The sequence below is a fragment of the Collinsella aerofaciens genome, assembly GCF_015561195.1.
In the GTDB taxonomy this organism is placed as follows: domain Bacteria; phylum Actinomycetota; class Coriobacteriia; order Coriobacteriales; family Coriobacteriaceae; genus Collinsella; species Collinsella aerofaciens_AC.
The window spans coordinates 1-13,112 of record NZ_JADMSU010000009.1 but is presented as its reverse complement, the minus strand read 5'-3'; the positions used below and the strand labels follow the sequence as shown (position 1 = coordinate 13,112).

The window sequence follows — 13,112 nt, the reverse complement described above, 5'->3', positions numbered from 1 at the left end:
GCTACTCCTTATCAAACGAAACATCGGCGACGGGAAGCTCAATCGTAAAGACCGAGCCGTGCGGGTCCGCCGCGGCAACCTCTATGCTACCGCCATGCGCCAGCGCAATGGAGCGGCAGAGCGAAAGCCCCAGGCCCACACTACGGTGGCTGTCGGCCAGGCCATGGTTGGCGGTATAGAACGACTCAAAGATGCGCTCGCGATCCTCGGGTGCGATGCCCGGACCATCATCGGCCACCGAGCACGCCACGCGTCCATCGTCGACGCCAATCGAAATCATGATATGCGAGCCTGCGGGCGTATAGGTGATGGCGTTGTTCACCAGATTGACCACCAGCTGCACCATCAGGCGCGCATCGACGTTGACGAGCGCCGGCTCATCGCACGCCACCACCTTAAGGTCGTGCTCGCGCACGGCAGGGTTCACGTGGCGCAGCGCCTCCTCGACGATATCGTCCATGAGCTCGAGCGTTGTCGACAGATGCATGCCGCCGCCCTCGAGCTTGGTGATGGCGAGCAGGTTCTCGACGGTGGCGTTGAGCCATTGCGCATCCGAGCGAATGGATAGAAGCAGGCCGCGGCGCGTCTGGGCATCGAGCACCGCGGTGCCGGTCGAGCCCTGATCGAGCAGCACGTCGGCATTACCCGAAATACTGGTAAGCGGTGTGCGCAGATCGTGCGAGATGGAGCGCAGCAGGTTGGCGCGCAACTGTTCGTTTTTGGCGAGCACCGCCGCCTCCTCGCGGGCCTCCATGGCGCGGGCGCGATCGAGTGCCAGCTCGCCTTCGCTCACGATAGCATCGGCAAGTGTCCGCTCCTCGTGCGTCAGCACGTCGGGCTCGGCAACGATAGCCAGCACGCCCACCACCGAGGCGGGGTCGCCCGAGCGCGCGAAGCCGTCGCCTGTGCGAACCGTCAGGTAGATGCCATAAAACGCCGAGCCACCATAGGTGGCATCGAGCGGCGTTCCCACATAGGCGGACGCCGAGAGCCGCGGCGGCATCTGCGGCGCCAGTTCGTGCACCGGCGCGGCATCGCCCACGGCCGTGTATGTCGCACGCGGCAGCAGGTCATCGCCCTCGGCGTCGGCGCTGTACCACACGACCGGGCAGCCCGAAAGACGCGCAAGCTGCGTTGCCATGGCATGGACAATCTGCTGCTGATCGGCGCACCGCTGCAGCATGCGGTTGGTCTCGAGCACCATATGCGTGCGGCGGTCGCTGGCGGCAGCCTGTGCCAAGGCACGGCGCAGGGCCAACGCAATCGAGCTCGACACAAGCGAGACCACGAACATGATGAAGAACATGCCGGGATAGCCGCGGTCGATAAGCGACAGCGAGTAGCGCGGGTCGACAAACAAGAAGTTGTAAAGCGCCACGGCGGCAGCCGAGCTCAGCAAGCAATACAGGCGACTCCAGGTAAAGAATGCGCACAGCTGAACGGCGAACACATAGACGATCATGATGCTCGGCGCGAGACCCGGATGGTCGAGCAGCGCGCCCATAATCGTCGCCGCGACCAGCAGCCCCACCGATACGCAGGCGTCATACAGAGGAGTGCGGCGCGTCAGAGTTGTGCGCCGCCACCAAAAGCTATCGGCAATATCGCCGTCCGTACGGACGTCCATCAGTGCCCCGCCCCTCTCTCAAAAACAAAAACCACCACAAAGGGACAGGCACCTTTGTGGTGGTTTCCCTTGTGGTGGTTCCAAGTGTATAGCCTTTGCAACCGGCGGTCGCTAGACAAACAACACGTGCGCGAGCAGCGCGCAAACGCACGCCGCGACAAGCAGCGTAACCACGATCGAGATCACGCGGTCGGCCATGTCCATGTTGGCACGATTCGTAAAGAACCGATCTTCGGCGGCGTCGACGCGCGCCTCACGCACCAGCTCGGCCGCAAGATCGCGACCGTCAAGCACCTTTGCATCCATGGTTTCCTCCCAGGACTCAATCCCCGTCAATACAAGCCCGCCCGTTCGCAGACAAACCTCGAGCGTCGCCTACGGCCGCTCGTTGGGAGCCAGGCGCTGCATCTTGTTCACGGCCTTGAACTTGGTGAACAGCGGCACGTACTCAAAGCTCACGTTGGAGTTCTCCAGGCCGTACCAACGCGCGGGCGTGCCGGCGGCACGGCGGATGATGTACTTGAGCGTGATGGCCGTACGCTCGCTCGGCTCCACGTCGCTTTCGGGCGCCAAAAGCTTACGGATCAGGACGAACTTGAACGTGCCGATGTTACCCGGGTCCTTGTAGACCGAGTAGTCATGCGTCTGCGGCGGCAGCTCGCCAGTGGCAGCCAGGTCCTGAACAACCTGACGCAGGTAGGCATTGACGCGCTGGTTGATCTTGTAGCCCAGGTACAGATGCACGCGGAACACGTAGTCGGTGCCGAACGTCTCGACCGAATAGGCAAAGGTATGCGGCTCGTCCATGGTCTCGACATTCACAAACCACCAGGCGCGGGCGCGCTTGGGATGCTTGTCCAGAATCGAGTAGACGATGTCGCGATCGATGTAGTCGGTATGGGTGTCCTTGGTCAGGTACACGACGTTGTCGCTCATGCGCTCGTAACGGTCGTCGTCGCGCAGGCGCTTGAGCTGCGGCAGGTAGCTGCGCAGCGGCAGCAGCGTAAACTGGCGCTGCTCAACAGCCGTACCGTTGTACCAGCACACCATAATGCCCATGATGAGTGCAGCCATGAGGATGGTGAAGTAGCCGCCGTGGAAGAACTTGGTGAGCGAGCTCACGAAGAAGAAGCCTTCGAGCAAAAGGAAGAAGGCCGCGAAGATCCACGGAGCAACCTTGAGCTTGCGCTCCTCGTGCAGGTAGAAGAAGAGCAGCAGCGTGGTGCACATCATAGTCAGCGTAATGGCAAGGCCGTACGCGGCTTCCATATGCGCCGAGTTCTGGAACAGCAGCACCACGATGACGCAGCCGACAAGCATGACGTTGTTGACCATGGGGATGTAGAGCTGGCCCTTGGTCTCGGCAGGGTAGAAGACCTGCATGTGCGGCATGAGGTCCAGACGGCTGGCCTCGGACACCAGCGAGAATGCGCCGGTGATGAGCGCCTGCGAGGCAATGATGGCCGCAACGGTGGAAAGGCCGACGGCAAACGGACGCAGGCCCGGGGCGAGCATCTGGTAGAACGGGTTGAGGTCGGCAATGCCCATGAGCTCGGGGTTGGCAGCGTTGTTCATAAGCCAAGCGCCCTGGCCCATATAGGAAAGCAGCAGGCAGCACTTAACGAACGGCCAGGTAGCGTAGATGTTGCCGCGGCCGACGTGGCCCATGTCGGAGTAGAGCGCCTCGGCACCGGTGGTGGCGAGGAAGCAGCTGCCCAGAATCATGATGCCCGCGTGGTTGTTGGGGCTCAGCAAAAAGGCGATGCCGCGCACCGGGTTGAGGCACAGCAGCACGGCGGGGTGCTGGAAGACAAAGAACAGACCCGTGCCGCCCAGGAACAGGAACCACAGCGTCATGATGGGGCCAAAGGCGTGACCGATCTTGGCCGTACCGATGCGCTGTACCAAGAAGAGCACGATGATGATGGCGAGCGTAATGGCGACGACGCGGCCCTGGTCATCGCCCAGCACGGCATGGACCGCCGGGATGGTGCGCAGGCCCTCGATGGCCGTGGTAACGGTAACGGCCGGCGTCAGGATGCCGTCGGCGAGCAGCGCGGCGCCACCCAGCATGGCGGGGATGATAAGCCACTTGCCGCAGCGCTTGACCAGGCTGTACAGGGCAAAGATGCCGCCCTCACCATGGTTATCGGCGCGCAGCGAGATGAGCACATACTTGATGGTGGTCAGCAGCGTGACCGTCCACACGACAAGGGAGAGCGCGCCGAGCACGAACTCCTCCGTGACGCTTCCGATGCCGCCGTTGCCGGCAACGAGCGCCTTGGTTACATACATAGGGCTGGTGCCGATATCGCCGTACACCACGCCCAGCGTGACGAGCATCGCCGAGATGCTCACAGGAATCGCAGCGTGCGAGGCTGCCTCCTTGGCCTTTTGTTCCATAAGCCGGTTTCCTCCCAACTTTAATGTTCGAAGGGATTATAGGTAATCGTCCTATGTTTGAATGGCACTGTTTTCCCAGCTAGATAAACATTTATACGGCCTTTAGGCCACCGCGGCGATATGGAATGTGACAAAGGGACTGTCCCTTTGTCACATTCGTCATTTTCCGAGCCAATTTTTGAACCACCACTCCATGGAGCGGCTCATCTCGGCCATAAAGGGACTCGTGTGCTTGCGGGTATAGATGTCCACGACGCGCTCCCCCACCTCGCGGGCATGCGGACGGAACATCGCGTCCATCTCGGCCACCTGCGCATCCATGGTCGCGGCATCCGCACGGCAGTAGCGCTCCTCGTGCACCAGGTTCACCACGGGATGCGCAATGGCCGGACGCTCCTTACGGGGCGTGCCGATGATGAGCATCGACAACGGCATGGTATAGGGCGGCAGATCGAGCAGCTCGGCAACTTCCTCGGCATTCTCGACGATATCACCGATATAGCAGCTCCCCAGGCCCAGGGCCTCGGCGGCAACCACGGCGTTTTGCGCGGCGATCACGGCGTCCTGGGCTGCGATGGCAAAGTCGCCCAAACCCGGCGCGCGGCGAGGTGCCTTGCCCGTGCGCTCGACAAACTCGGGCTCAAAGCAGCCCACGTGCTCAAACAGATCGATCCACTTGGCATAATCGACCACAAAAATTAGTGCCCAGGGCGCCTTGGCGATCATGGGCTGGTGGTCGCACAGGTCGGCCAGGCGGTCGAGCGTAGCCTGCTCGCGGATACTCACGATGGAATACATCATCATGGCGCCCGCCGACGGCGCGCGACTCGCCGCATGCAGAATCGCCGCACGCTGCTCGTCGGTCACCGCCACGGGACGGTCGTCGTCATCACGCGCGAAGGCACGCGTGGAGGAACGGTGCTCCAACGTGTCCAGCACCGCATTACCCGTAGTCTCGACCGGATAACCGTTCGCATCCACGCCCGCAGCTCCGCCGCAGTACTCGGCACCCGTCATACAAACCTGCTCGCCCATAGCTCTATCCTCGCTAATTCTTTAAGAAGCCTTTACGTTTCCGTGTAATTCCCGTCCATTATCGCGCAGGTCGCCACTACATTGCGCCACACCGCCACACGTGCGCGTTAATATGGCTGGTTGTTGTGCGCAGACACCAATTGCAGCGCATATCTTGGTAACAATCGGGTAAACCCCCGCTTTCGTACGTTTTAGTTTGTGAGGAGTCTCAGCATGTTCGCTGCCGCCATCTCGCTCGTCGGTCTTGCGGCGACCGTCTACCTTGTCTTGCGCGAGGCCAAGGCCATTCGCGCTCAGTCGGGCACCGTTGCCAAAAGCGCTCTTGGGTGGAGCGTCGCCTTCGGCCTGTTCCAGCTCTTTTTGACCATTTGGGGCGCCATTGGCCTCGTCGCCCAAAACGAGCCGCTCGCCTTTGTGATGCTCATCCTGACCAACGCCATCCTCACCGGCTGCGCTTGGGCCAGCATCGCACGCGACCGCATCGCCCCGCGCGTCTTTGCGTTCGCCGCGCCCGACGCCCCCGCTCCCACCGGCAAGCTCGCCCGCCTGCGCGGCGCCTTTGTGGGCAAGCCGCTCGTCGCCGCCGTGCTGTGCCTGCTGCTCGCCGGCGTCTTTGCGCTGCTAGGCATGGAGGTATCGTCCAACCACGACTTTACCTGGGTCTACCCCCTGTGCATCCTGCTCGAGTGGGCCATCATCACCACGCTCATGACCGGCCTGTTCTTCCTGTTCCAGCGCCACGGCGCAGCTCCCGCGGTCCTGGCCTTTGCCCTCTTTGTCCTGGGCATTGCCGAGTTCTTCGTCATCACATTTAAATCCATGCCCATCCAGCCGGGCGACCTTTCGGCCATCTCCACCGCCGCCGCGGTCGCCGGCACCGGCTACACCTTCTCGATCTCACTGTTCTGCGTGCTGTCCATGGGCTTTACCGCCATCGCCATGCTGCTGTGCGAGTACGCCGGCCTGGTGGCACCGCACCGTCAGAAGGGCGCCGCCAACGCCAAGCGCATGCTGCTCACCAACCTGCTCGTCGCCGTGCTGTGCCTGGGCGGTGTGACCGCACACGTCACGCTCATCGACTACTACAACACCCTCGGCATCACCGTCTACACCTGGCGCCCGCTCGAGAGCTACTGGCGCGAGGGCTACCTGCCCGCTTTCATTAGCGCAGCGCAGTCCATCAAGCCGCCCAAACCCGCCGACTACTCCGTCGACGATGCCAAGGCCACGCTCAAAAAGTACGCCAAGGCCTACGACAAGTCCGACGCGGCCGAGAGCGACGAGCGCGCCGCCGCAAAGGAGCAGTTCGACAGCGAGAAGCCCACGGTCATCGCCATCATGAACGAGACCTTCTCGGATCTTTCGATCTACCAGAACATGCGCGCCGGCTACGAAGGCCCGCAGTACTTTAAGAACCTGTCCAACTGCCTCAGCCGCGGCAAGCTCTACGTGAGCGCCTACGGCGGCGGCACCGCCAATACCGAGTTTGAGTTTATGACCGGCAACTCCATGGCCAACCTGGGCTCGGGCGTGTACCCCTACACCATCTACAACATGGAAACGACCGGGAATCTGGCAGAGCAGTTCAAATCGCTCGGATATTCCACCACGGCCATGCACCCCAACCACGCAACCAACTGGAACCGCGAGAACGTCTACAAGGACTTTGGTTTTGACCAGTTCCTGTCCATCAACGATTTCCAGGGCGCCGATACCCTGCGCGGCATGGTGACCGACCAGGCTACCTACGACAAGATTCTTGAGCTGCTCGACCAGAACGCCGATCCGCAGTTTATCTTCGACGTGACCATGCAGAACCACTCGGGCTACGATACGGGCCTGCTGCCGGTCGACAAGCAGATGCACCTGAATATCGACACGACCGATCTGGACGCCAAGACCGTCGAGGACGGCACGCTATCCGATGTCGACGAGTATGTCTCGTGCATCGAGCAGTCCGACCAGGCGCTGCGCTACTTCCTCAACGCCTTGAGCAAGCTCGACCGCAAGGTGGTCGTGGTGTTCTGGGGCGACCACCAGCCGTTCTTCCCGTCCAAGTTCAACGACAAGTGGTTTACCGGCGAGGACGACGCTACCCACCAGGAGCGCTTGTGGCAGACCGACTACATCATTTGGGCTAACTACGACGTTGCCGGTTGCGACCAGACGAGCGAGGTCGACGACCTGTCCACCAACTACCTGTCCACGCAGCTGATGCAGCTGATCGGCGCACCGCTGACCGACTACCAGAAGGCGCACATGACGCTGCGCGAGTCACTGCCCGCCATCAACTCGGTCGGCTACGAGGACGCCAGCCTGCGCTGGGCGCTCTCCTCCAACGTCACCGGTGACGACGCCGCCGCAGCAGCCGCCACCAAGGCGCGCGAGGATTACGCCAAGATGCAGTACTACGAGATGTTCCGCGATGGCAAGAACGTGTACACCGAGCACTTCCAGACCGAGGCCAACGAGACCGACCCCAACCTGGCACCGGGTACGACCAAGATCAAGTAACGACTAGCTGCGAGTTCATAACTGAAACGTCTGTCCGGGCGGAGGCATATAAGGTTCCCTGCTCGGACAGTCCTGCGCAAGACGAAGGCCACGTTATGTGGCCTTCTTTGTTTGCGGAAAGTGTGTCCCGGAATTCTTGTCTGGAATGGGATGCAGTTTCCGCTTGGGACCCGATTGGGAAAGTGTGTCCCACTATTCAGCTGGATTCCGGGATGTATTTTCCGGTTGAGGCTCGTTGGGAAAGTGCGTCCCACTTTGGGGGCTGATTCTGGGACGTGGTTTCCGGTTGGCTCTCATTGGGAAAGTTGTGTCCCACTTCGACCGCCCAGAGTGGGATGCACTTTCCGCAAAGCACCTCAACGGGAAACTACGTCCCATTCCAAAGGCAAATTCCGGGACGCATTTTTCGAAAGCCTGACCATCCGGAAAGCCCGTCCCACTTTGGACGCATCCGGGCACGGAACCATCGACCTATCAGGCCTCCCATCAATAAAGAGGCGTCCTCCCGGGCGTCGGGGCACGAAGTTCATCGCGAGTTCCGCACGCAAAGAAGGCCACTTAATGTGGCCTTCGTCTTGCGCAGGACTGTAGAGCAGGGAACTTCGTGCCCCGACGCCCGGGAGGACGTTTCATTTAGAAAGATGGACCGACCGCCGTCAGCGATGGGAGCTACTCCCCCAGCACGGCCTTTTTGGCGGCTGCAGCCATGTTATCCAGATCTTCCTTGGTGGGATGGTCCTTTGCGGCAACCCAGTTGTCGAGCAGCATCTTATAGCGCGCGTTGTCGGGATCTTGCTCGAGCATGGCCTCGTAGCGCTGCTTGACCGCGGGGCCCATCTTGCCCTGACACATCGCCCAGCCCGCAAGCTCGGCATCGTTGGCCAAATTGGAGGTCACGCGGTCGATAATCTGCTGATAGTAGCTCTGGTCGGCGCCAAAACCGCAGGTGCCAAACAAGAAGACGCGCTTGCCGTGCAAGGCGGAGAGCAACGCCGCGACCGAAGGCGTGCACGCACCCTTGTCGCACCAAAAACCGACGAGCACCGTGTCGGCCGCGCAGGCGCCCTGCGCCTCGAGCGCAACCTGATCTGCGTCCGCATCGTCGCTCAACGCCGCAGCGTGGACAAACTCAACGCCCGCAGCCTGCAGAGCGCGCTTGATCGCACCCGAAACCATCCTGGTATTACCGCTCTTGCTGTTAACCACCAAAGAGCACGTCATAGTCACGTTGCCTCGTTTCCCCCAAAACTAAAGCCACTAATGCAATTTATTAGATGAATATCTTAGTACTAACGTGACAGATGTAAACCACCGTCTGTCGATTGGCGACGCAGACGACATCTTTGGACAGATTTCGAACAGTATGTACTTCGGATTGAAACCGCCGCAGAACGTTGCACGAATGTCCGAAAAACTGTTTCACAAAACGCCGTCAAATTGTGTCACGGAGTATCGTCAAAATGTTTCACGCGCTGGTAGAACGCTATATAACAAGATCGCTCTATGGGACAAACAAACCTGATTAATTTGCCCCACGGGCTTGCTCACTGGGCGAATTGGCTGCGGTAGAGTTCGGCGTAGAAGCCGCCTGCCGCTAGCAGCTCGTCGTGCGTGCCGCGCTCGATAATCTCGCCGTCGCGCATCACCAGAATGCAGTCGGCGTTGCGGATGGTGCTCAGGCGATGCGCCACCACAAAGCTCGTACGGCCGGCCATAAGCTCGTCGAATGCCGCCTGCACCTGCAGCTCGGTGCGGGTATCGATGCTCGACGTCGCCTCGTCCAGCAGCAGAATCGCCGGGTCGGTGAGCATGACGCGCGCGATGCACAGCAGCTGTTTTTGACCCTGGCTAAACATGCCGCCGTCCTCGCCGATGACCGTATCGTAGCCGCTTGGCAGCTGCACGATAAACTTGTGCGCGTGCGCGCGCTTGGCGGCTTCGATAACCTGTTCACGCGTGGCATCCGGGCAACCGTAAGCGATATTTTCCGCCACCGTGCCCTCGAACAGCCACGTATCCTGCAGCACCATGCCAAAGGCGCGGCGCAGGCTTGCGCGCGTGTAGTCACGCGAAGACCGGCCATCGACCATGATGCGTCCGGCATCGATATCGTAAAACCGCAGCAGCAAATTGATGAGCGTTGTCTTTCCGCAGCCCGTGGGGCCGACCAGGGCAAAACGCATGCCGGGCTTGGCCTCGATGCAGATATCCTGCAGCAGCTTGCGGTCGGGCACATAGCTAAAGTCCACGTGTTCAAAAGTCACCTCGACACGCGGGGCGGCAAGCTCCACGGCGTCTGGCGCATCGGGCTCCTGCTCGCGGGCGTCGAGCAGTGCAAACATGCGGCGCGCCGAGGCATACGCCGTCTGGATTTGCGTAATGACGTTGGTAACCTCGTTGAACGGCTTGGTGTACTGGTTAGCATAGGACAGGAAAATCTGCACGCCGCCCACCGTAAGCGCCGCGGGCACGCCCGTGATCACGCCCACGCAGCCGATCACAGCGACCACGGCATAGATGATGTTATTGATGAAGCGCGTACCGGGGTTAGAAAGCGAACCCATAAACTGCGCGCGCTCGCCCGCCGTATAGAGCTCGGCGTTGAGGACATCGAAGCGCTGTTGAGCGTGCAGGCCGTAGGCGAAGGCGTCCACGAGCTTTTGCTCACCCACATACTCCTCGATATGACCGCCGAGTTGGCCCTGGATGCGCTGTTGAGCAGTGAAGCTCTTATTGGAAAGCTTGGCGATAGCACCGGCCGCAAAGATGGAAAGCGGCGTGACGAGCACCACAACGAGCGTCATGGTCAGGTTGATGGAGAGCATAAACGCGAGCGTGCCCACGATGGTGATGACGCCGGTAAAGAGCTGCGTAAAGCCCTGCAGCAGGCCGTCACCCACCTGATCGACGTCGTTGACCACGCGGCTCATGAGGTCGCCGTGGGCATGGCCGTCGATAAAGCTGAGCGGCATGCGGCTGAGCTTGTCGCTCGCCTCCACGCGCATGTCGCGCACCGTCTCGTAGGACAGACGGTTGACGCAGTAGCCCTGCAGCCACTGGAAGGCCGCCGCGCCCACCACGACAATCGCGAGCTTGGTAACGAGCGGCAGCAGCGACCCGAAGTCCACCTGCCCGGCGGCAACGATGAGGTCGATGCCCTCGCCGATGAGGATGGGCGTATAGAGCTGCAAGATCACCGAGATGGCGGCGCTCACAAACGACGCCGTAAACGAAATGCGATGCGGACGGACGTAGCCCAGCAGGCGGCGAGTCACCGCGCCCACGGGGTAGCGCTCGGGGTCGCCGGGCTGACGCGGGCCGTCACTCAAGTCGTTGAGGTTATCGTTGCCGGACACGTTGGCCGTCATCGTGGCGACCGAACCGGAAGAAGTATACGGATTCATTTAGCAGCCCTCCTTTGCGCAGACGGATGCCGGGGCAGCCGGGGCGGACGCGGGACTTGGGGCGGACGCGGGCATCGCGCTCCCCTGCTGACCCTCAAGCTCCTCGCGACGAAGCTGCGACTGGCAAATCTCGCGATAGAGCTGGCAGGTCGCATACAGCTCGTCATGCGCGCCCAGGCCCGCGACCGAGCCGTGATCGAGCACGCAGATCATGTCGGCGTCACGCACGGTCGAGACGCGCTGGCTCACAATCACCGTGGTCAGCGGGAGTCCGCCCGCGGCGGCCCCGCGTGCGCTGCGCTCGCGGATGGCATGGCGAAGCGCCGCGTCGGTCTTAAAGTCGAGCGCCGAGGCGGAATCGTCCATGATCAGAACCTGCGGCGAGCCCACCAGGGCACGCGCAATGGTCAGGCGCTGGCGCTGACCGCCGCTGAAGTTCTTGCCGCCCGCCTCGACCGGGGCGTCGAGCCCCTGCGGCTTGTTGCGCACGAACTCGCTGGCCTGCGCCATATCGAGCGCCGCCCAAAGCTCCTCGTCGGTCGCCGACTCGTCGCGCCAGGTTAGGTTGCTGCGGATCGTGCCGCTCACGAGCGACGCGCGCTGCGGAACGGTCGCGACCACGTGGCGCAGCTGATCGAGCGGCCAGGTGCGCACGTCGGCGCCCATCACGCTCACGCTGCCAGTGCTCGCATCGTACAGGCGCGGGATAAGCGAGACGAGCGTGGACTTGCCGCTACCCGTGCCGCCGATAATGCCAAGCGTTTTGCCCAGCAGCAGCTCCAGCGTCACATCGCTCACGGCATTTGCCGCGCCCGCGCCAAACGAAAAACTCGCATGGTCAAAGCTCAGCGCCGGGACCGAAACAGCGCCACCCGCCAGTTCGCTCGGCTCGGGCAGTGCGACTGGCTGATTGCCCTCGTCGGTAATGCTCGGCACGCAATTGAGCACCTCGTTGAGACGCGATGCACTGGCGCTCGCCTTGGTAAAGACCACGACCAGGTTGGCGACATACACGATGGAGGTCAGGGTCTGCGTCATGTAGTTGACGAACGCCATGACCTGGCCCTGCGTGAGCTCGCCCACGTTGACCTGAATGCCGCCCACCCACAGGATGGCGCACACGCCCAGGTTCATCACCAAAAACGTGACGGGGTTGAGAATCGACGAGAGCTTGCCCACCGCGATTGCGACACGCGCCTGGTCATCGGCCGCCTGGGCAAAACGCTCGCGCTCGTGGTCCTCGCGCACAAACGCCCGGACCACGCGGGCGCCCGAAAGTCCCTCGCGGCAAATAAGCGCGATGCGATCGAGCTTTGCCTGCAGCTGCTTGTAGTACGGGATGCAGCGCGCCATGACAAGCCAAAACACCAGGCCGATGGCGGGCGTGCAAATCAAAAAGATCATGCCGAGCTTAAGGTCGATGGCAAGGGCCGCAACCATGGAACCCACCGCCAGGAAAGGCCAGCGGATGAGCATACGCACGCCCAGCGCCACGGCAAGCTGCACCTGGTTGACGTCGTTGGTAATGCGCGTGATGAGCGACGGCGTGCCAAAGCGATCGAGTTCGGCATAGCTCAGCTTGTTGATGTGCTGGTAGAGTGCGCCGCGAATGTCGGTACCCATACCCTGCGAGGTGAGCGCCGCCATCTTTTGGCAGACGAGCGTAAACGAGATGCCGATCACGGCCATGGCGGCAAGTACCATGCCGTAGTGGACGACAGCGTTCACATTGTGTGCGCCGATGCCCTTATCGATCATCTGGGCAATCACCAGCGGCGTCAGCAGGTCAAAGATCACTTCAATCAACTTGCACGCAGGGCCAATCACCATATACCGGCGAAATATACCACCAAAACGCCTGAGCAGCTCAATCATAAAAAGGCGCTCCCTATCATCATCTCAATTCAATCTGATTCATGATAGTACGGAGAACCCTGGAGATGCGTAAGCAACTCGTTACAGATGTAAGGGCAACGGTCACTAGCGCCCAAGGCACGTAGCAGCCGATGTTTTGGCAACGCCAGCGAGCGGCATAACGCCGGGGATTCAATTAGGCTCTGTTAGACCAGGATTGACATTCCGCCCCGTCATCTTCTTGCGATTGCACAATGGTCGCCCCTTGTCGAATC

8 protein-coding genes are annotated in these 13,112 nt (G+C 61.3%); 1 reads left to right on the top strand and 7 read right to left on the bottom strand.

The features are described 5' to 3' along the window. Window position 1 precedes the first annotated feature (1 nt). From I2H81_RS08475 to I2H81_RS08460, 4 genes are all read right to left on the bottom strand, one after another. The gene (locus I2H81_RS08475) at window positions 2-1,627 is read right to left on the bottom strand and encodes an ATP-binding protein (RefSeq protein ID WP_195645252.1); all 1,626 of its coding nucleotides are present in this window, start codon (window positions 1,625-1,627) and stop codon (window positions 2-4) included. A gap of 111 nt (window positions 1,628-1,738) precedes the next feature. Beyond that, window positions 1,739-1,933 carry a hypothetical protein gene (locus I2H81_RS08470; protein ID WP_195645251.1) on the bottom strand — a complete coding sequence of 65 codons (195 nt, stop codon included), beginning with the start codon at window positions 1,931-1,933 and terminating at the stop codon, window positions 1,739-1,741. Window positions 1,934-2,002: 69 nt separating this feature from the next. Further along, window positions 2,003-4,030 (bottom strand): KUP/HAK/KT family potassium transporter, encoded by a 2,028-nt coding sequence (locus tag I2H81_RS08465; protein ID WP_035138754.1) that lies wholly within the window; start codon window positions 4,028-4,030, stop codon window positions 2,003-2,005. A 159-nt stretch (window positions 4,031-4,189) separates the two neighbouring features. Further along, window positions 4,190-5,065, bottom strand: a complete 876-nt coding sequence (locus I2H81_RS08460; protein WP_195645250.1) for a nitroreductase family protein — start codon at window positions 5,063-5,065, stop codon at window positions 4,190-4,192. 213 nt (window positions 5,066-5,278) lie between these two features. Between I2H81_RS08460 and I2H81_RS08455 the strand changes: the two genes are divergently transcribed. Further along, complete coding sequence (locus tag I2H81_RS08455) at window positions 5,279-7,579, top strand: LTA synthase family protein (protein WP_195645249.1); 2,301 nt, start codon at window positions 5,279-5,281, stop codon at window positions 7,577-7,579. Between the two features lie 669 nt (window positions 7,580-8,248). Here the strand turns inward: I2H81_RS08455 and bilS are convergent. The 3 genes from bilS to I2H81_RS08440 form a co-directional block, all read right to left on the bottom strand. Next, entirely contained in the window at window positions 8,249-8,800 is a 552-nt protein-coding gene (gene bilS, locus I2H81_RS08450) for a flavodoxin family protein BilS (RefSeq protein ID WP_195645248.1), read from the bottom strand. Between the two features lie 323 nt (window positions 8,801-9,123). Then, complete coding sequence (locus tag I2H81_RS08445; RefSeq protein WP_195645247.1) at window positions 9,124-10,983, bottom strand: ABC transporter ATP-binding protein; 1,860 nt, start codon at window positions 10,981-10,983, stop codon at window positions 9,124-9,126. Beyond that, window positions 10,984-12,858, bottom strand: a complete 1,875-nt coding sequence (locus I2H81_RS08440) for an ABC transporter ATP-binding protein (RefSeq protein WP_229108142.1) — start codon at window positions 12,856-12,858, stop codon at window positions 10,984-10,986. It abuts the gene before it with no gap. Window positions 12,859-13,112 lie beyond the last annotated feature (254 nt).